The organism is Lentihominibacter hominis, assembly GCF_014385065.1.
Classification (GTDB): Bacteria; Bacillota; Clostridia; order Peptostreptococcales; family Anaerovoracaceae; genus Lentihominibacter; species Lentihominibacter hominis.
Window position 1 is genome coordinate 593,421 of the sequence record NZ_JACRTA010000001.1, and the last position, 20,369, is coordinate 613,789.

Genomic DNA, 20,369 nt, shown 5'->3' on the forward strand with positions numbered 1-20,369 from the left:
CTCCGGAGGTGATTATGTTTAAAAAGGCTGATATAATATTAGCTGCTACACTTATCGCAGCAGGCCTCGCCATATCATATATATTTTCTTTCGGACAGTCCGCCGGCAACACACTTGAAATAAGCTGCGACGGAGAAATATTCGGCTCTTATTCCCTTGAAAAAGACAGAGAAATAACCATAAACTGCGGCGAACATATCAATAAGGTCATTATAAATAAGGGGACTGTTTCAATGAGTTTTTCTGACTGCCCAGGGCAGGACTGCATACAGCAGGAAGCTATATCACATACAGGAGAAACTATCGTCTGTCTGCCCAACAGAATACTTCTTGAAATATCAGGAAACACTCGACAATACGATACTATCGCACGATAAATTATACTATATCAAACCAACGTGATGAAAAGAAAAAGAGACAAAATGGAAACACCAAATAAAACTAAAAAAATAACCACAACGGCTCTTCTGGCTGCGCTGGCTTTAATATTCTCATATATTGAAGTCCTGATCCCTTTTGCTCCGGCAATACCCGGCATAAAGCTCGGTATAGCCAATCTTGCTGTAATCGTAGTTCTGTACTTACTGGGAGCAGGATATGCCCTGCTGGTAAATATTATCAGAATATTTATCGGAGGATTGCTTTTCTCAGGATTATTCGGAACATTCTATTCTCTGGCAGGAGCACTCCTCAGTATGCTAATAATGATACTCCTTAAAAAAACCTGTATATTCTCTGTAACCGGAGTTTCAATGGCAGGAGGGGTAGCACATAATCTGGGTCAGCTCTTTGCTGCAGCTTTTCTCGTATCAAACATTAAAGTCTTTGTCTATTTCCCTGTTCTCATAATATCAGGAGTTATTAGCGGAGCTGTAATCGGCATACTTGCGTATCTTGTACTAAAAAAACTCCCAATTGACTTCCGATAAAGTTTTTCTTCAAATAAAGAATAAAATCCGACAGCTCATATCCGCTTAGCTGCCGGATCTCACATTTCTGCAGATCTGTTCTGCCTCTATACAAGACTTAACTTAAACCTTTCGCTTTCTGTAATTAACTATAGCTCCCGTAGGACACTCTTTCTCACACATCCCACAGTTCCTACAAGCTTCCAAGTCTACTTTCGCTACATTGTTCTCTACTCTTACAGCATCAAACTTACAGATCTTCTGACATTTCATACATCCTATACATCCCATGGAGCATAATTTCCTTGTCTTAGCGCCTTTTTCCAGAGATTTGCAGGCTACGAATACAAGATTCTTTTTCTTCACCATAGATATGATATTGTTAGGACACGCTTCCTCACAGGCTCCGCACCCTACACACTTTTCCCGGTCTATTTTAGCTACGCCATTACATACAGTGACAGCTTCGAATTTACATACATTATAACAGTCACCCAAGCCCAGACAGCCATAAGGGCATGCCCACTGTCCCCCGTAAAACATCTTGGCTTCTTTACAAGTATATATCCTATCATCCTCCATGATCTGTCTTGTAACACCATAGCTTCCCTGACACATCACCATCGCCACTTTAGGTTCAGCTTCTGCAGCATCCTCTCCCATAATTCCCGCAATCTGTGTCGCGACCTCAGCTCCTCCTACCGGACACAGAGCTGTACTGAGCCCCGGATCTTTTGAAAATGCTGCGGCATAATCATCGCAGCCTTTAAACCCACATGCTCCGCAGTTTGCTCCCGGAAGCACCTCCCTGATAGCTGCAACTCTCTCATCAACAGTTACATACATAAGTTTAGATGCTATGGTAAGAATGATAGCTGCTATTAAACCTATTACCGCCACTATAGCAGCCGGTATTATTATTGTTGACACTCCATACACCTCCTAACCGAATATTCCTTCAACTACACCTGAAAATCCCATGAATGCCATGGAAAGAACAGACGCAGTTATCAATGTGATAGGAACACCCTGAAAACAGTCAGGAATGCCTTTGCAGTTTTCAAGTTTTTCTCTCAGTCCTGCGAACAATACCATAGCCAGCAGGAATCCTATTCCTGCCCCTACGGAGCAAAACAATGACTCAATATAATTATATCCATCTGTGATATTCATTATAGTGACACCCAATACAGCACAGTTAGTTGTAATAAGCGGAAGAAAGACGCCGAGACTCTTGTAAAGAGGCGGCATATATTTCTTCAAGGTCATCTCCACAAGCTGTACCAGTGAGGCTATAACCAAAATAAACACCACAGTCTGCAGATATCCCATATCATATCTGTCCAAAATGTAAACTTCTATCGGCCACGTGGCTGCAGTAGCCAGCACCATTACAAAAGTTACCGCTACTCCCATTCCGACAGCAGAATCAAGCTTTTTGGAAACTCCAAGAAACGGACATATTCCAAGAAACTGAGATAACACAAAATTATTGGTAAGAATAACTGAAAACATTATGATAAGAATACTTGTCATTACTCATCAGCCTCCTTCCTCTCACATGCAGCACCACATGAATCTGCCATCATGCAGCCTTTACACCCGAATTCTTTCTTCCGTACAGACTTATCCTTCGTAAAATAATTAACCGCCGCCACTAATATGGCAAAGACAAAGAAACCGCCGGGAGCTAACATAAAAATACCGGCAGGCGTTATTGATGTCCCGGCATAAACAGAAATATTAAAAACAGTTCCACTTCCAAAAAACTCTCTGATAAGCCCCATAATTCCAAGAGCCAAAGTAAAACCGATGCCCATTCCCAAACCGTCAAGAGCAGAATCTATAACGCTGTTTTTAGAGGCGAACATCTCTGCTCTTCCTAAAATTATACAGTTTACTACTATAAGAGGAATAAACAATCCCAACGCTGAATCAAGAGCCGGCAGGTATGCTTTCAGCAACAGCTGTACTATTGTTACAAATCCGGCAATAACTACTATATAACAAGGGATTCTCACCTTACCCGGAATAACTTTTTTCAAAAGCGATATCACAATGTTTGAGCATATAAGCACAGCCATTGTAGAAACCCCCATACCAAGTCCGTTTACAGCACTTGTTGTAGTTGCCAATGTAGGGCACGTACCCAGCAAAAGCACTAATACGGGGTTCTCTTTTATGATACCCTTTGTCATTATCTGCAATTTACTCATTACTTAACACCTCCACATTCATCAAATTGCTCCAAGGCTTCTTCCACTGAGCAATATACTGCATTGGACGTGATAGTCGCTCCTGTAATCGCATCTATATCAGGATCATCTTTTATATGACCGCCGGTAACCTGATTTAATCCTCCGTACTGAGAAAGATATTTTTCAGTCATAGCTTTTGTCCCAAGACCGGGAGTCTCTGAATGATTAGTTACAGTAACACCGGTTACATTGCCTCCGGCATCTATACCCACCATAACTTCAACATTCCCCCCAAAACCTTTATACTCCGCTGTAACTGCCATACCGGATTTATTGTCAGCAATATAACAGTCTATAACACCCTCGCTCAGCTTACCCTCATACTGGGTAAAACTATCACCGGAAGGAAGCACCAGCATTCTTGCCTCATCAGCTTCCTTACGCTGATTCTCAACTATCTTGGGATTAGCCACGTTATATGTACCTGCTAAAGCCAGTGTGGTGATCAGGCATATGCATACCAGAACGATCACCGGAAAAACATTTTCTCTAAAAACGCTATTTTTCATTTCCGGCATCTCCTTCCACCGCCTTTTTAGGCACTCTGAACATGATTTTTTCCGTAATTCTGTCTATATAAGGAGTAAGGATATTCATGAGCAATATAGCAAAAGACACACCCTCAGGATATGATGCAAATAATCTTATAAGTATGGTAAACAGACCACAGCCGATACCGAATATCACTTTCCCCAGAGGAAGCATAGGAGATGTCACATAATCAGTGGCGCAGAAAAACGCTCCCAGCATTACGCCGCCGGCGCACAGATGGAATACAGCTCCGTCAAAACCTCCCCAGATAAATCCGCATACAAAGACAGTAGCAAGAAAACTCAAGGGGATATGTATAGATATAATCCTTGTGAATATAAGAAAAATGCCCCCGATAAGCAGTGCACAGGCACTGACTTCTCCTATGCAGCCCCCTACGTTTCCGAGGAACAAATCTAAATTCGATGCTGACACACTGTCTGCTCCTCCCAGCGAAAGCTGCCCGAGCGGTGTTGCCGATGTCACTGTGTCGAATCCTGTGCCTCTTGCAGTGGGCCACGTAGTCATCTCCGTGGCAAAAGACATAAACAAAAATATTCGCGCTGTTACAGCCGGATTCACCAGATTCTGTCCGATGCCTCCAAAAAGCTGTTTAATGACTACTATAGCAGCGAAACATCCTACTATGGCAATCCAATAAGGCAGACCCGAAGGGAGATTAAATGCCAACAGCACACCTGTTACAACTGCGCTGAGATCCCTTACAGTCTGTTCCTTCTTCATTATTTTATTCATCAGATACTCAAACAGTACACATGCCGCCACACATACAAGTGTGAGCATTGCAGCTCTGTATCCGAACTGATATATCCCCACTCCAAAAGCAGGCGCCAGAGCTATGAGTACCATTCCCATTATTTTAGCCGTATTTACAGGGCTAACCAGATGAGGCGCCGACGATACTTCTAAATTCCCGTGATATCTGTTATCCATTATTACTTGCCACCTCCTTCAACAATCCTTTAGCCATCTTATGCATAAAGCTCAATGGACGTCTCGCAGGACAAATATATGAACAGCTTCCGCATTCCATACATTCGGTGACCTGTAATCGTTTAAGCCTCTCGATATCTTTTCTTTCGTAAGCCTCTGCCAGAGATACCGGCAACAGGCCAAACGGGCATGCTTTAATACACATCCCGCATTTTATACATCCGGTCTCCTCAGGGATAAGCGCCTGCGGACCGTCAAATATCAATATGGCATTATTGTTTTTTACTATAGGAAAAGCATCGGAATATACAGCTCTTCCCATCATAGGACCTCCCATCAGTATTTTTCTCGGCTCTGCCTTATATCCCCCGCAGGCTTTGACTACATCGAAGATCCTCGTTCCGATAGGAACTATTATATTCTTAGGCTCTGCCACTGCATTGCCGTCTACTGTTATACGCTTAGCAGTAAGAGGCCTTCCTGTCTCCAGATACTGACCTATAAATGCTATAGTAGTTATATTCGAAAGAAGTATTCCGAGATCTGCAGGCAATACTCCGGCATTCAGGGGTTTTCCGGTTATCTCGTATACCATTACTCTCTCGGCGCCTTGCGGATATCTGGAATTCAAAACTTTTACCTCTATATCCTGAGAATGCCCCGAATTTCCTATTGCTTCCTTCAGTTTGCTTATAGCATCAGGTTTGTTTTCCTCTACGCCTATGTAAACTCTTTTCAGATCCAGATTTTTCATGGTTGCCAGTATGCCTTTTATGATATACTCTGTATCTTCCAGCATCAATCTGTGGTCTGACGTTATAAAGGGTTCACATTCTGCTCCGTTAACTATCAGAGTATCTACCTGATCCAGATTTTTCGGATTAAACTTGATATGAGTCGGAAATGATGCTCCGCCCAGCCCCACAAGTCCGCTGGCTCTTATCGCCTTTACAAAATCTTTCTGATCATTTATGACAGGCGGCTTAATCCTTTGCCATAAATCCTGTCTGCCATCAGTCTCTATGATGATGACCTGATCCTCTCCTCCTGTGATAGATCTGATTGATGAAATTTCTTTGACTGTACCCGATACGCTGGAATGTATCGGAGCACTCACAAACGCATCTGTATCCCCTATTATCTGACCCACTTTAACAGAGTCTCCTTTAGCAACCAATGGTTTGCATGGAGCTCCTATATGCTGAGCCATGGAAATACAGACGGTTTCAGGAACAGACATCTTTTCGGTAATGCAGCTGGCCGTCTTTTTTTCATGACTTACCTTGATGCTGTTCAAAGACCTCACCTTTTTTTCCATTTAAAAACCTCTCTTTCTTTCCCATTCTTCTTTTCTGTGATCTTAATCCACAGGTCGATGATATAGGTGTCAATGTGATTTTTATAGCTATTGGATTTCCCGTATAAAATGAATTATATCACAAGCATTATTTAAAAGCTATTGACATGAAGATAATTATAAGCATGTCATTTTGTTGTCCAAGCACTATATATATATGAAAGATTTAGTCAAAAAATAAAAAAATTTTTTCTGAAAATTTGCCAGATAAGGGTGTCTCAAATTTTTATCAAGGTAAATCTGCCCTTAGGAACATGCTCCCACATATCATCCACACGCATGCCTTTAAGGTTATTTTCCAGAGCTCTTATTACTCCGCTGTGAGCAACAATCATAAGATCACCGGAAGTATCCTTTTTCATTATCTCTCTCAGGGCTGATACTGCTCTATATTGCATATCGTAAAAGTTTTCTGCAGTATTGCCTATTTTGAAAGAAAATATATCTTCTCCACGCCGTCTGTATTCATCCGGATACTGTTCCCTTATTCTGCTTACAGGCTGTCCGTCCCAATCCCCTAAGGATATCTCTCTGAAGCCTTTTTCCTTCACTATCCTTATATGTCCGGTTTCCTGAGATAAATAATGTCTCAGTATCTCAGCCGACTCCTCGGCGCGTTTGAGATCGCTGGAATATATAGCTTCCACCTGCGGATGATATAATAAAAGATCAGACGCCGACTCAACGATCTGTCTTCTCCCCTCACGGCTGAGAGGAACATCATACTGTCCTATCAACATTTTTTCACAGTGCTGCCTCGTTTCACCATGCCTTATGAGAAATATACGCCTTCCCTGCGCTAAATCCCTAAGTTCTTCACGTTTGCATCCATTATTCCAGAAACTTAGAATATCATGATAACCAGCAGGCGTATCCATATCCAGCAGACAGCCTTCCTGTCTTACAGGTATCCTCGTCATTTTATCCCAATATTTATCAGTTATAGCTTTCAGTCCTCCACTTCCCTCATATCTGCAGATCTCATCGCTGTATATATGCGGAATAAACAGAGGATGGCCTTTCTTTCCTTCAAAAGTAGGAACACAAAAGAAATCATGATGTTTTTCTATCTGTGCTGACATTGTCGCTATTACGTCACTGTCTATAAGCGGGCAGTCTGCAGGCATAAGAAAATAACCGGATGCAGAAGGGAACAACTCATCTGCCCGTTTTATCCCTTTCTGAACAGAAGAAAACATACCTGAATCATATCTTTCATTATATGCTTCTTCTGCGCCTGACATATTTAAAACAGGCTGCAGCCGTTCTCTGCTGTAGCCTGTAACAACAATAATATCATCTATCCCGGCTGCCCTGACACTGCTCATCAGCCTCTCCACTGCTGTAAGCTCCCCTATAGGAAGCAACGGTTTAAAGCTTTTCATTCTGGACGAATAGCCGGCTGCCAATATTATTGCGGCAAAAGAACTTTGCCTTTTTTCTTTCTGAGCCTTTTTCATAGCTATACCTTATTCCGTCCTGCTCTCTCACTAATTATTTCAGCAACTATACTTACAGCAATCTCTTCCGGAGTCTCCGATCCTATCGAAAGCCCTATAGGTGCATGAATCTGGGAAATTTGCTTTTCCGTAACGCCTTCTTCTCTCAGAACGTCATACAAAAGACTGTTTTTTCTTCTGCTTCCTATCATTCCCAAGTACGCAAACGGTCTTTGCAGCGCCTGTCTCAATACCTTAAGATCACCTCTGTGACCCCTTGTTACAATTATTATATAACTGTCATCATCAGTCTGTATTTCATTAAAAGCGTCATCAAAATCCTTTACTACTATAGTTCTGTCTGCATAAGGAAACCTCTCACTATTAGCATATTCAGCCCTGTCATCTATTACCACAGTCCTGAAGTCCACATGCCTGAGGACCGGTTCAAGAGCATATGCGATATGACCTCCGCCGAAAATATAAGCAGTGCTCGCCAACTTAAACTCTTCGATAAAATCTCCCGGATCAGCGGCTTGTATATATTGAACCTGTATAACGGCGTCTCCCCCGCATCCCATATCAAGAGCACCTTTTTGTTTTTCATCCAACGTGAATTCATATATACGGCTCTTTTCCTTTGTTGCGAATGTATTCCGACACAGCTTTTCGGTTTCAGCTTCGAGAAGCCCTCCTCCTACCGTACCTATCGTCGTTCCGTCTTCCTTCATCAAAAGTACTGCCCCTTTTTTCCTCGGGGCTGATCCTTTTGTATCGACTACTTTGGCAATAACGAAATCTTCTCCCTGTTCAATTAGATCTCTGGCATAATATGATAACTGTTCTGACATATTCCTTTCCTTTCAAACTATACATCGCCGTTTACCTGCCTTCTGTTCTATATCTATTCTTACTACACAGTATAAAATCTATAATGGCTTTTCAGCAACCATCATAAAGTACCCTATACCATTTTTGCCATTTTCCAAGACACGTTCATCGGGCTCCACATCTATATCCTCAAAACTACTTATCCTGTATCCGATCTCTTCTAATTGTCTTTTAAGCGGTTCCGCAAACAAGATATTATTCAACCTGAAATCAACAAATCTCACGGGATTCTCTTCACAGTCGCCCTCTTTACGCGGTATTTTGCTAAGCCTCTGCGCCTCTATTCTCAGAGCCTTAAGCTGCTTTGGATCAGGATTTTTGTAATAAGCATCCGAGATTACAAGCTTGCCGCCCCTCTTCAATACACAATACGCTTCATGAAGAGCTTCATCAGGTATATTTATAAGAGTAAGCACTCGCTGCATAAAAACACCGTCAAATGTAAATGACGAATATTCATCTAAGAACTCCCCATCTCCGAATCTTACATCTATTTCAGGGTATTTTTCCTTAGCAGCGCTGACAGCAGAAAGATTCATATCTATCCCTTCCGCCAACATGCCGCACTTTCTGGCAAGATATGCTACAATATCTCCGTCTCCGCACCCTATATCCAGGATTCTGCTCCCCTTTTTAAATCCGGCAAGCTCTAAAGCTTTATCGGCAGTACAGAAATTTTCTGGTCTCCATGATATCATTTTATTCACCGCAATGTCTCAGAGACATCACACCCTCCTTTATACGCTTCACTTGATAATTATTATATCCGTCATCAAGTTATGAATCAAGAGACATGGTCTCATTATTTAAACATGCTTTCATTTTTAAGATTATTTTTGTTGTTCCAACAACATTCATATTGACAAAAGGACTGCTGTCAACGTAAAATTGCATCATAAACAATAAACTCCGATTTTTCACATGAGCCGCCGGCCATGTGAGTTCAACAGCAAAATTACTTTATAAAGTACCACTTGTGCGAAGCAGACACATATGCCAAGTCTGACTACGCACTTTTTCTTTTTTGATTTTATTTGACTAACATTTATTTTCATATGATATAATCAGACTATACAAAATCAAGAGGTGCAAATATGTGTAATTTTTTCTTCCATGACTGTAATCAAGATATAAAGAAAACAAAAGAAGATATTCTACTGGCCAAAAAACCTATAAATCTCTTATCAGGAAAAGAATACGAGGCATGCAGCTACGCTTTTCTTCCGGGGTGCCGTCTCTGTGCAGCTGAACCGGAAATAGTCGTAAAGGCTTACGACTCGCTTCGTTTCCAAAATCCCGATACTGCTATTCTCATACAATACTGCGGTTCCTTGGACATAAAAGAAAAATGGGAAGAAATGGGAAACCCCACTATAGTTACAGCATGTATGACATGTCTGGATACTCTGAAAAAAAACTATCCGGCTATTACCGTCATTTCTCTTTACGAGCATCTTCAGGAATTAAAAATAAGCGGAGGCTGTAATTCTGAAAATTATACGATATATGATCCCAGCCAAAGCAGCAGCGATGCGAGATCTGCGGTTATTGAATTAGCTGAAAATATGGGAGTCACCCTTCATGAAAAAGATAGCGGACGTTTTCCTTACCTGACATACTGCATTGACTGCAGAGATTCATTAAAAAATCAGGGAAAAGACGCAGTACATATATTAGAGCTCATATATGGAATGGGGAATTCCAATACTCATATGATCCACGAACATCACCATGACCATGAAAAAGTCAAAGACCAGCCGGAAGAATGCAGTGGCAACTGTACTGAATGCGGACTTCCGTGCGGAGGGTCTTCATCAGAACCCTCACCTTTACCTTCTGAGTCTGAAAGACTCACCAATATGAAAGAGCTGAAAGACATACTTCTTCAGCTTTTCTGGAATTGACAGCAATCTCATACTTGCTGTGAATAACAGCAAATTAATTCTCATAAAAATAGCAAATTAAAAACAATCAATGTTGTTTAAACAACATTGATTGTTTATTTTTATGTTAAAATTAGTATGAATCTACTATGAAGATTCATACTTTATCATTTAATAATTATATTATTACAGGAGGAAATATGAAAAAGATATTAACATTTGCGACAGCTGCTGTTCTTATTATGTCCATGCTTCTTATGGCAGGATGCGGCAGCAAAGATGATGACGCAGAAAAACCCGAAGTCACAGTATTGGCTGCAGCAAGCCTGACAGATGCTCTTGATGAAATCATCGAAGAATATGAAAAAGACGCAGACTGCACTATCACACCAAGCTATGCAGGCTCGGGAGATCTGGTACAGCAGATCGAAGGCGGAGCTCCTTGCGATATTTTTATTTCAGCTTCAAAAGCCAATATGGATCAGCTGGAAGAAGGGGATTATATTGATACTGACACAAGGAAAGATCTTCTTTTGAATACTCTTACCCTTATTTCCACAATAGAGAAAAAAGATTCCATAACTATGGACAGTTTGACAACTGATGCCGTAGAAACTATAGCTATCGGTGAACCTAATACTGTTCCTGCCGGAAAATATGCAAGTCAGGTTTTTGAAAACATGGGAATAACTGATCAGATATCAGGAAAGTTGGTTGAAGCAAAAGATGTACGAGCAGTACTCAACTACGTTGAAGAGGGTAATGCAGACTGCGGTTTTGTATACAGAACCGATGCCGAAATGATAGATAAAGAAAAAGGTGCTATTATAGGAGATGTTGATGAAAGTCTTCATGACCCTATCGTATATCCTGCAGCTATACTCAAAGATGCTCCTCAGTCAGAATCGGCAGCAGATTTCTATGATTTCATGCAGAGTGATTTTGCTAAGGAAGTATTCGAAAAATACGGATTCACAGTAAAATAACTTATATCAATATAACAAACTAAAAGGTAGTAAGGTAAATAACAATTATGTTTGAACCAATTATTTTATCCGTAAAAGTTGCTCTTATTGCGACAGTAATCGCCTTTTTTCTGGGAGTCTTCTTTGCCTACCTGCTTACAAAGAGAAAAGTTCCGGGTAAGAACATCTGGGAAACCATACTTATCCTTCCCATGATTCTTCCCCCATCGATAGTAGGTTATCTGCTTTTAAAAGTTTTCGGAAAGAGAGGCCCTATTGGGGCCTTTCTTCTGGATACATTCGGAGTACAGGTAGTATTCACATGGGTAGCTTGTGTTATAGCCGCTTCAGTAGTGGCCCTACCCCTCATGTATCAAAATGCCAAGGGTGCCTTTCAAAGTGTGGATCACAGCTATGAGCTGGCTGCAAAGACTTTGGGAAGCAGCCCTTTTAAAGTATTCAGAACCGTCACATTTCCTTTGTCCGGACCCGGTATCGTCAGTGGTATTGTACTTACTTTCGCCAGAGCCTTGGGTGAATTCGGAGCCACTCTAATGCTCGCAGGAAATATACCGGGCAAAACTCAAACCATACCAACAGCTATATATTATGCTGTAGTAGTAGGAAAAGATGAAAAGGCATCTGCTCTCGTGGCCATAATGGTAGTATTCAGTTTTGCTCTTGTCTTTGGCCTTAATATGTGGCTGAAAAAGAAAAATCATAAAGGAGGCTGGTGATCATGGGAGTCTCATTCAAACTGTTTAAAAAACTAAATTACTTTGATCTGGATGTAGAATTTTCTATAGAAAATGAGCTTCTTGTAATAGAGGGATCTTCCGGTGCCGGTAAAACCACGATACTCAATTGTCTTGCAGGCATTGTCACTGCCGACGAAGGAAAGATCACTATTGACGAAAAAGTTCTTTTCAGTCATACTGATAAAGTAAATATCCCTGCAGAAAAAAGAAATATAGGCTATCTTTTTCAGAACTACGCTTTGTTCCCTAATATGACCGTGAAACAAAATATACTGTATGGACTTAAAAATAAACGCGAATATAAAAAAAAGGCTACCAGAAAAGAGCTTCTCGAGTATGCCGGTTATATGATGGAGACCCTTGGTCTTTCACATCTGGCTGACAAAAACTCAAATGCTATATCGGGCGGAGAAAAGCAACGTGTTGCTCTTGCCAGAGCTATGGTGACAAGGCCGTCGCTGCTTCTTCTTGACGAACCTTTTTCTGCACTGGACGAAAATACAAAGAGCAAAATATATGATGAGTTCAGAGATTTTAAAGAATCTCTCAATATTCCCACTATACTTATAACTCATAATCACCGCGAAACTCAACTCTTCGCTGATAAGAATATAACGTTAAAGGAAGGCAGGATACTCTAATGAAAGAAGTTGCTGTAAATCAGGCTGTAGGAACTGTGCTGGCCCATGATTTGACCCAGATAATCCCCGGTCAGTATAAAGGTCCCAAATTTAAAAAAGGACATATTATTACTGAAGACGACATACCTATTCTCTTATCTATGGGTAAAAAGCACCTGTTTGTTCTTGAAAAAAACGATACAGATGTACATGAAAATGAAGCTGCATACAGAATAGCTTCGAAGGCGGCAGGGGAAGGAATAGACCTTACGGAACCTTCGGAAGGAAAAATAGAGCTCAAAGCGGCTGTTGACGGTCTTCTGAAAATAGACAAAGAAAAACTTTTTCAATTAGTCTCTCAAGATGAAATAATGTTTGCCACCATACATGAGAACATCGTAGTAAGAAAAGGAGAAAAACTGGCTGGGACAAGAATAATCCCTCTTTTCGTATCAGAAGATATTCTCTGCAAAGCCGAAGCTATATTAGCCGGGGAACCTATTATAAAAATCATACCTCTCAAAGAAATGCGCGTTGGCGTTGTAACCACCGGAAGTGAAGTATATAATGGTATAATAGAAGATGCTTTCGGACCTGTACTTATAAAAAAATTCGGACATCTGGGAAGCAAGGTGGAAAAGCAGCTTTTTGCTGATGACGATGAAAAAATGATCGCTGACTGCATAAATCAGCTTATAAAAGAAGGAATGGACATCATCGGTATAACAGGCGGTATGTCAGTTGATCCTGATGACAGAACACCTGCGGGAATAAGACGGGCAGGTGGGGAAGTTATCAGTTATGGAGCCCCTGTTCTCCCCGGAGCCATGTTTATGCTTTCATATATAAACGATATACCTGTTGTGGGTCTTCCGGGATGTGTAATGTACAGCCGTACCAGCATCTTTGATCTGATCGTGCCCAGACTTTTGGCAGGCGAGCGCATAACCAAGCAGGATATAAACAAACTGGCTCACGGCGGTCTGTGCCTTAACTGTAAAGTATGTACATTCCCTGTATGTGGATTTGGTAAAGTTTAATAATTAAAGAAGCTATCGAAATGGCGAAAATCTGCGCCAATTCGATAGCTTCTTTTATGTGTGCTCTTTTATGATAGATGTTTTTTATTATCTACATACTGACAGGTTCGGCTCCATGTTGCTGAAGTATATTTGTCAGTGCCGAAGCGCTGCTGCTATGCGCTCTGGCTATCTGAATTTTATTTCTTTTAGCCTCGTTCACGGCACTCTTAACCATCTTATGCGACACTGTATTGGTCAACAATATCATAAGATCAGGCGTACCGAGATTTTTTTTGAATCCGCTCCGTTCTTTGACAAAAACTTTGGCATTACATCCATGCTTCTCACATATTTCTTCATACTGACGGACCATCCTCTCATGTCCGCCTATAATTACAACGCTCATTGTATCCTCCCATCCTTAACCTCTTGTTTTTTATGTCATTTAGTTAGTTTTTACTAACCTATTTTTTTAAATATATGGGTATGATTTTAATATACCCATATATACGCCTTTTGTTATTAAATTATTTAGGGGTTTTAAGTTATTATTAACTAACTTGTTTATTATAATACTATAAGTTTAAAATTTTGTCAATAAATTTGGCAATAAAAGTTATATGAAATCTGCATGAATACTATTATCTAACATGACCTTCCTTATAACCGCAATGATCTGATTTTTACCAAATACCTTTGGTACAGGATAGAGCGGATTAGCCTCTTCAAGAGCCCATCGCACGATGATTTGTATATCCTTTTCCTTAATACAGTCAAAACCGGAAGGAATTGACATCTTCCGATTCACAGACTCAATCCAATTTATAAAAAGCTGTGATTTTTCACTTACCGGAATCTCACAGTCCGTTGAAAGCCCACAGATATCCGACAAATCAGCAAGCTTTTTCTCAGCGTTTTTTCCATATGCCCTCATTACATGCGGAAGTAATATAGCCATTGTTTTTCCATGAGGGATTTTATACAATCCTCCAATAGCATGACCAATAGCATGCACATATCCAACACAGCCCCTTGTGAAAGCCCTTCCGGCGTAAAAAGCCGCTGTCTGCATATTTTTTCTGTAAAATAAATTTGTCCCGTCTGAGTACGCCCCGAGAATATTGTCATGTATCAATTTTACAGACCGCTGCGCCATATGATCCTCCAAATCAGTATTATAACTGCTGTTTGTATAAGCCTCCACTGCATGACATAACGCATCCATACCTGTATAAGCTGTTATGTCCGGGGGCAGACCTATGGTTAATGATGCATCAAAAACACATATATGTGGTATTATAGAAACATCGTTTATCGACTTTTTTCGATTTGTTTTTCTGTCAGTGATCACAGCCGCCATTGTGGTTTCCGATCCGGTACCTGCAGTAGTCGGTACAGCCCACATTATAGGAACACGTTTTCTGGAATGCACTCTCAGTATCCCTTGCAACTTTTTTACTGATTTTGAAGGTCTTGCTATGCGAGCTGCAATAGCTTTACCGCAATCCATAGGAGAACCGCCCCCAAACAAAACTATTCCCTGGCCGTCTATCTGATTATACAACTTCACACCATCTTCAACCTGTGCGTCAGTAGGGTCAGGAGTAATTCTATCAAAGACCTGATACATTATACCCATATGAGCCATATTTTCCAGCATAGACAAAGGAAGGCCTCTTTTTAGCATATGTGGCCCCATTACTACCAAAACCCTATTTATATCCCTTTTCTTCATATCTGAGATCAATTCACTGCCGCTCACACTGCCTTCTATGATTTCAGGAGTATACCACGGCAGCATATACATAGCGACCTTCATAAATACCTGAAACACTCTGCATAATATCTTATACATGTCATTTTCCTCTTTATCCGGTTTTCTAAATATCAAAAAGTCATTATTTCATTATATGATAATCAAAAAGAGGCTCTGCATTAAGTTATTTTCCTTAATACAACAGCCTCACTATTGCTATCTATTCAGATTACTATTCAATAATCCTTCTTACCGCAGTAATTGCGCCATAACTCTTAGCTGTGGAAACAATTATTCCTTTTCTGGAATTGGCCGCATGCACTATGTTTCCTCCTCCTATATAAATACCTATATGCCCTGAATAACAGATGAGATCTCCCGGCTGTGCTTCGCTATAAGAAACACCTTTTCCGCAATGTGACTGAGGACCTACCGTTCTGGGCAGCGATATGCCGAACTTTGCATATACACTCTGCACGAATCCGGAACAATCGGCCCCGTTAGTAAGGCTCGTTCCTCCGTATTTATAAGGATTTCCAACGAATTGCAAAGCAAAATTTGCTACTGTTACGCCATTTCCGCTTCCCATAACCTTTCCGCCGTAATCAGTTCTTACAGTATCTTTAGGCCGTTCTTTTATTCCCTTATAAACTACAGTATCTACCGATTCATTGATAAGAGCTGTGTCAACTACTTGTGATGTGAGAACCGCACCATTGACACTGGTAACCTGATTGGTAACGATCTGATCACCGTCTGATCCTTCACTCTTGACTTTACTCTGACCTTTATAAAGATCTTCACTGTCCTCATATGTCGTTTCCGACTCAACTGACTGAACAGAACCTATTTCAGCATTTATAGTAACCGAAAAAAGAGGTTCGTCTGTATTATTCTGTTCAAGGATATAATCCACAGCTTCTTCCTCTGTAAGAACCATTGGCGACTCTTCTCCACGCTTAAGATTCTTATCATCGGTACTCAGCTTCTTATCGACTGTAACCGAATTGACCTGTGCGCCGTCAGGAGTATATTCTTTAAGAACAGTTTCTATAACCCGTTCCGCTGTCTCAGAATCCTCAACCAGAAACAGTTCTTCATCTCCGGCCTTCACAACATATGGGTCTTCTACCTTTGTTCCGTCCGCATAAACAGCATAAGGTTTAGTAAAATTCAGAACGACCACCGATGCAATCGCCAGAATTACAACTGCCGCTCCAATAAGAACTTTTTTGTAATTCTTCAAACTTGTAATCATAGTTCCGCCTTTGTTAATATCATCATCTTACTACAACATAACACTGGTTTATTATACCTTAACAGAGGCTTGCTTTAAACCCGGATGCAGGCATCTTCACATAAACTTCAATTTATGTTCTCTGCGGAATATATGTTCAGTTCATCAAAGCAAACCATATTCTTTCGCCAAATTTCTAAAGCCATCCATTGAATTTACTATCGTTTCATGGGACACACAATATGCCAGACGAACATATCCAGGGCAGGCAAAAGCAGTTCCCGGTACCATAAGAATATTATACTTCTTGGCGGCAGCGCAAAAATCATTTTCGTCCTCTACCGGTGATTTAAGGAACATATAGAAAGCTCCCTCCGGTTTTACACAATCAAATCCACACGCTTTCAAGCCTTCATACAGAGATGTTCGATTTCTGTCATAATAGTCAAGATCTACCTGTACATCCACACATCTTCCTATAACCTTCTGCTGCAGAGATGGTGCATTTACACATCCTATTATCCTGTTAGCGTTAGAAGCTGTATCAAACACAAATTCACTGTCTTCAAGCTCTGAAGGAATTACCAGATAGCCTATTCTTTCCCCCGGAAGCGACAGAGACTTACTGTAGGAATATGCTACGATAGTATTATTATAATACTTTGTAACATACGGTACTTCAATACCGCCATATGCTAACTCTCTGTAAGGCTCATCAGAAATTATAAATATCGTCCTTCCCAGTTCTTTCTGCTTTCTTTCCAGGATTTCTGCAATCTTCTTTATCGTATCCTCTTTATAGATTACTCCTGTAGGATTGTTAGGGGTATTCAGAAGCACTACTCTCGTCTTATCTGTTATGAGTTTCTCAAAGCTTTCAAGATCAGGGTAGAATGTATTTTTATCCGTAGGAGCCTGCACCACTTTCCCGTCATAATTATCTACATACCAATTGTATTCCAGAAAATACGGAGCAAAAATTATTACTTCTTCTCCCGGATTCAGTATAGTTTTAAGAGCTACATTGAGCCCGCTGGCAGCTCCGACAGTCATAAGAATATTGCCGCTTCCAAATGATGTTCCAAACCGTCTGTTAAGTGACTGCGCTATAGACTCTCTCACATCTTCAAAACCTGCGTTGCTCATATAACCATGAAGTGTTACAGGATCTTCCTCATTCAGTATATCAATAATAGCCTGTTTTATCTCTGAAGGAACAGGCGCGTCAGGATTCCCCAGACTGAAGTCATATACGTTTTCTGCTCCATGCTCAGCTCTCATCTTATCGCCTTCTTCAAACATAGTCCTTATAGCTGAATTATTGGCCATAAGAGGTTTCATCTTTTCTGCTATCATAATTAACGATTCCTTTCCTTATAAAATTTATTTCAGATTTTTTGCCAGATTACATACAAAATCCTGAACATTAGTGACAATCCCCTTTGCCGATAAGCTACCCCTATCCGACAATTTATTCACCGCAAACTCAGATGTATCTACTGCATAAAAATATACAGGACGTACTGTTCCATCTTCAAGAACCCTGTAACTTGGAGTCATGTTTCCTGCCGCTATGGTGTGAAGCACTGTAGCCATGCCTATCACCGTCGTAGTTTTCCTTATGTGGCTTCTTATAGCATCCTGTCCTATATATGTATGTTCGTATACCTCGGGAAGAGGGCCATCATCCCTTATAGAACCATTGAGCACGAAAGGTACATCATTTTTTACACAACTGTACATAATGCCATCTGCTATATTCTCTCTTTTTATAAATTCAGGTATAGAGCCGTACAAATTTACTTTGTTTATGGTATCTATATGATTGTAATGACCGTTAAAATGCGGTTTTTGATTCCTGATATTCTGTCCCAGCGCAGTTTCCAGATACCCCGCCTCAAGATCATGTGTAGCCAGAGCATTTCCCGCCAGCAAAGAATGGACATATCCGCGCTCTATAAGCTTTGAAAAAGCATCTCTGGCTTCGGCATCAAAAGCACACGCAGGACCCAGCACCCATGTAATATGTCCATATTGTTTTTCATATTTCAAAAGCTCATAAAGGCTGCTGTAATCGTGAGAAAAAGCAGTTTCCCTACTTCTTCCCTGTCTGAAAGAAAACGTAGTGCGTTCATCCTCATCCTGATCATGGAATAAAAAACTGTTTTCATTAACATAAATTCCATCTTCACATTTTTCAGTTCTTCCCAGAAAAATCATATCACCCTTTTTTATATTTCTGAACTCGCGTATATATATTTTCCCTTCTTCATATATAGCGACACAGTCCATACGTGAGTCTTCGGGAAGTATCCACTTATTCCCTACCTTAAAATATTCGGGATAAATAGATGTTGCATGAAATCCTTCCGGAGCTGTCATGTCTTTAGGCGCTGCTTTAAGTTCAGCCTCCGGAGCATTTTTAAATATATCCTGTGAAAAGTCCGGCCCTATATACTGACCAAGTTTAAATGTCATTGTTTTTGTATCCCTTTCTGCCTGAAATAACTCCTATTTTTTCTCAATCTTATCTATACCCATATATGTTCTGAGAGCTTCCGGGATGATTACTGATCCGTCGGCCTGCTGATAATTCTCTAATATTGCGGCCACAGTTCTTCCCACTGCAAGACCTGAACCGTTAAGAGTATGCACAAATTCAGGTTTTCCCTTTTCCTCAGGTCTGAATCTTATATTGGCTCTTCTTGCCTGAAAACCTTCAAAATTGCTACAGGAAGATATCTCCACATACCTTCCGTAGCTTGGCATCCACACTTCAATATCATAAGTCATTGCAGAAGAAAATCCCAAATCCCCCGTCGAAAGACGTACTACTCTGTAAGGTATATCCAGTTTCTGAAGAACTGTCTCCGCCGCATTTGTCAACGACTCAAGCTCATCATACGAAGTTTCCGGCTTAACGAACTTCACAAGTTCCACCTTGTTAAACTGGTGCTGCCTTATGAGTCCTCTTGTATCTCTTCCGGCAGAGCCTGCTTCTTTCCTGAAACATGGAGTATAAGCTGTATAATATACAGGCAGCTCTGACTCACTCATTATCTCGTTTGCTCTGAGATTAGTAACAGGGACTTCGGCAGTAGGTATAAGGAAGAAATCCTTTGCCGGCACATGAAACATATCATCTTCAAATTTAGGAAGCTGCCCTGTTCCTGTCATCGCATCTCTATTAACCATAAAAGGTGGCAATATTTCCGTAAATCCATGTTCTTCTGTATGAAGATTAAGCATAAAGTTTATTACTGATCTTTCCAATCTGGCGCCTAAACCTTTGTATACAGTAAATCTTGTCCCGGAAATCTTGGCCGCTCTTTCAAAATCCAATATATCCAAATCAGCTCCCACATCCCAGTGAGCTTTCTGTTCAAAATCAAATTCCCTTGGTTCTCCCCATTTTCTCAACTCTACGTTATCACTGTCATCTGCTCCCACCTGCACATCTTTATGAGGTGTGTTGGGGATGTTAAGGAGCGCATCTTTAAGATCTGCTTCAACCTGACTCACCTCAGCATCAAGAACTTTGATCTCCTCAGAGAGCTTTTTCATCTCCGCCATTAGTTCAGCAGTGTCTCTGCCCTCTTTCTTCATTACCGGAATCTGCTTTGAAGATACACTCTGCCTGTTTTTCATTTGTTCCACTTCTGCAAGCAGCGCTCTTCTTTTCTTATCATATGCCACTACATCGTCAATGCCGAAATCCCCTTGCCCTCTGGATTCAACAGCCTTTTTGACGTTCTCAAAATCTTCTCTTATTCGCTTGATATCCAACATA

General features: G+C 40.7%; 22 protein-coding genes. 7 read left to right on the forward strand and 15 right to left on the reverse strand.

Going from position 1 to position 20,369, the window contains the following annotated elements; all coding sequences use genetic code 11:
- The first annotated feature begins 14 nt into the window (after positions 1-14).
- Both H8692_RS02855 and H8692_RS02860 read left to right on the forward strand, forming a co-directional pair.
- The gene (locus H8692_RS02855) at positions 15-377 is read left to right on the forward strand and encodes a NusG domain II-containing protein (protein ID WP_177267733.1); all 363 of its coding nucleotides are present in this window, start codon (positions 15-17) and stop codon (positions 375-377) included.
- 45 nt (positions 378-422) lie between these two features.
- Positions 423-929 (forward strand): Gx transporter family protein, encoded by a 507-nt coding sequence (locus tag H8692_RS02860; RefSeq protein ID WP_243206877.1) that lies wholly within the window; start codon positions 423-425, stop codon positions 927-929.
- 102 nt (positions 930-1,031) lie between these two features.
- On the opposite strand, the gene H8692_RS02865 is transcribed toward H8692_RS02860, so the two are convergent.
- The 9 genes from H8692_RS02865 to H8692_RS02905 all read right to left on the reverse strand — a co-directional run bounded on the left by H8692_RS02865 (position 1,032) and on the right by H8692_RS02905 (position 9,036).
- Positions 1,032-1,838, reverse strand: a complete 807-nt coding sequence (locus H8692_RS02865) for an RnfABCDGE type electron transport complex subunit B (RefSeq protein WP_346727727.1) — start codon at positions 1,836-1,838, stop codon at positions 1,032-1,034.
- A 12-nt stretch (positions 1,839-1,850) separates the two neighbouring features.
- On the reverse strand, positions 1,851-2,444 hold the full coding sequence (locus H8692_RS02870; RefSeq protein ID WP_177267735.1) for an electron transport complex protein RnfA: 594 nt from the start codon (positions 2,442-2,444) through the stop codon (positions 1,851-1,853).
- The gene (rsxE, locus tag H8692_RS02875) at positions 2,444-3,124 is read right to left on the reverse strand and encodes an electron transport complex subunit RsxE (protein ID WP_177267736.1); all 681 of its coding nucleotides are present in this window, start codon (positions 3,122-3,124) and stop codon (positions 2,444-2,446) included. The genes H8692_RS02870 and rsxE overlap by 1 nt, the downstream gene beginning before the upstream one ends.
- Positions 3,124-3,675, reverse strand: a complete 552-nt coding sequence (locus H8692_RS02880; protein ID WP_177267737.1) for an RnfABCDGE type electron transport complex subunit G — start codon at positions 3,673-3,675, stop codon at positions 3,124-3,126. Before H8692_RS02880 ends, rsxE begins: the two co-directional genes overlap by 1 nt.
- The gene (locus H8692_RS02885) at positions 3,665-4,651 is read right to left on the reverse strand and encodes an RnfABCDGE type electron transport complex subunit D (protein WP_177267738.1); all 987 of its coding nucleotides are present in this window, start codon (positions 4,649-4,651) and stop codon (positions 3,665-3,667) included. The genes H8692_RS02880 and H8692_RS02885 overlap by 11 nt, the downstream gene beginning before the upstream one ends.
- The gene (rsxC, locus tag H8692_RS02890) at positions 4,644-5,969 is read right to left on the reverse strand and encodes an electron transport complex subunit RsxC (RefSeq protein ID WP_187524950.1); all 1,326 of its coding nucleotides are present in this window, start codon (positions 5,967-5,969) and stop codon (positions 4,644-4,646) included. Before rsxC ends, H8692_RS02885 begins: the two co-directional genes overlap by 8 nt.
- A 257-nt stretch (positions 5,970-6,226) precedes the next feature.
- Entirely contained in the window at positions 6,227-7,468 is a 1,242-nt protein-coding gene (locus H8692_RS02895; RefSeq protein ID WP_187524951.1) for a histidine phosphatase family protein, read from the reverse strand.
- Between the two features lie 2 nt (positions 7,469-7,470).
- On the reverse strand, positions 7,471-8,298 hold the full coding sequence (locus H8692_RS02900) for an XdhC family protein (RefSeq protein ID WP_177267741.1): 828 nt from the start codon (positions 8,296-8,298) through the stop codon (positions 7,471-7,473).
- A 78-nt stretch (positions 8,299-8,376) separates the two neighbouring features.
- Positions 8,377-9,036, reverse strand: coding sequence for a class I SAM-dependent methyltransferase (locus H8692_RS02905; protein WP_177267742.1), 660 nt, complete (start codon positions 9,034-9,036; stop codon positions 8,377-8,379).
- A gap of 396 nt (positions 9,037-9,432) precedes the next feature.
- Here H8692_RS02905 and H8692_RS02910 point away from each other — a divergent pair, with 396 nt between their 5' ends.
- The 5 genes from H8692_RS02910 (at position 9,433) to H8692_RS02930 (ending at position 13,604) form a co-directional block, all read left to right on the forward strand.
- The gene (locus tag H8692_RS02910) at positions 9,433-10,242 is read left to right on the forward strand and encodes a hypothetical protein (protein WP_187524952.1); all 810 of its coding nucleotides are present in this window, start codon (positions 9,433-9,435) and stop codon (positions 10,240-10,242) included.
- A 179-nt stretch (positions 10,243-10,421) separates the two neighbouring features.
- Complete coding sequence (modA, locus tag H8692_RS02915; RefSeq protein ID WP_177267744.1) at positions 10,422-11,207, forward strand: molybdate ABC transporter substrate-binding protein; 786 nt, start codon at positions 10,422-10,424, stop codon at positions 11,205-11,207.
- A gap of 47 nt (positions 11,208-11,254) precedes the next feature.
- On the forward strand, positions 11,255-11,923 hold the full coding sequence (modB, locus tag H8692_RS02920) for a molybdate ABC transporter permease subunit (RefSeq protein ID WP_207722938.1): 669 nt from the start codon (positions 11,255-11,257) through the stop codon (positions 11,921-11,923).
- A gap of 2 nt (positions 11,924-11,925) precedes the next feature.
- Positions 11,926-12,585 (forward strand): ATP-binding cassette domain-containing protein, encoded by a 660-nt coding sequence (locus H8692_RS02925; RefSeq protein ID WP_177267745.1) that lies wholly within the window; start codon positions 11,926-11,928, stop codon positions 12,583-12,585.
- Positions 12,585-13,604: a molybdopterin-binding protein gene (locus H8692_RS02930; protein ID WP_187524953.1), complete on the forward strand. Its 1,020-nt coding sequence runs from the start codon at positions 12,585-12,587 to the stop codon at positions 13,602-13,604. The genes H8692_RS02925 and H8692_RS02930 overlap by 1 nt, the downstream gene beginning before the upstream one ends.
- Before the next feature lie 91 nt (positions 13,605-13,695).
- Here H8692_RS02930 and H8692_RS02935 read toward each other — a convergent pair whose 3' ends face one another.
- The 6 genes from H8692_RS02935 to serS form a co-directional block, all read right to left on the reverse strand.
- Positions 13,696-13,992, reverse strand: a complete 297-nt coding sequence (locus H8692_RS02935; protein ID WP_177267747.1) for a DUF2325 domain-containing protein — start codon at positions 13,990-13,992, stop codon at positions 13,696-13,698.
- A gap of 210 nt (positions 13,993-14,202) precedes the next feature.
- Entirely contained in the window at positions 14,203-15,441 is a 1,239-nt protein-coding gene (locus tag H8692_RS02940; RefSeq protein ID WP_187524954.1) for an iron-containing alcohol dehydrogenase, read from the reverse strand.
- A gap of 133 nt (positions 15,442-15,574) precedes the next feature.
- Positions 15,575-16,600, reverse strand: coding sequence for a C40 family peptidase (locus H8692_RS02945; protein ID WP_187524955.1), 1,026 nt, complete (start codon positions 16,598-16,600; stop codon positions 15,575-15,577).
- A gap of 144 nt (positions 16,601-16,744) precedes the next feature.
- Positions 16,745-17,935 carry a pyridoxal phosphate-dependent aminotransferase gene (locus H8692_RS02950; RefSeq protein ID WP_177267750.1) on the reverse strand — a complete coding sequence of 397 codons (1,191 nt, stop codon included), beginning with the start codon at positions 17,933-17,935 and terminating at the stop codon, positions 16,745-16,747.
- A gap of 27 nt (positions 17,936-17,962) precedes the next feature.
- On the reverse strand, positions 17,963-19,057 hold the full coding sequence (locus H8692_RS02955; RefSeq protein ID WP_187524956.1) for a putative NPN-dependent ornithine cyclodeaminase: 1,095 nt from the start codon (positions 19,055-19,057) through the stop codon (positions 17,963-17,965).
- Between the two features lie 33 nt (positions 19,058-19,090).
- Positions 19,091-20,368 carry a serine--tRNA ligase gene (gene serS / locus H8692_RS02960; RefSeq protein ID WP_177267752.1) on the reverse strand — a complete coding sequence of 426 codons (1,278 nt, stop codon included), beginning with the start codon at positions 20,366-20,368 and terminating at the stop codon, positions 19,091-19,093.
- Position 20,369 lies beyond the last annotated feature (1 nt).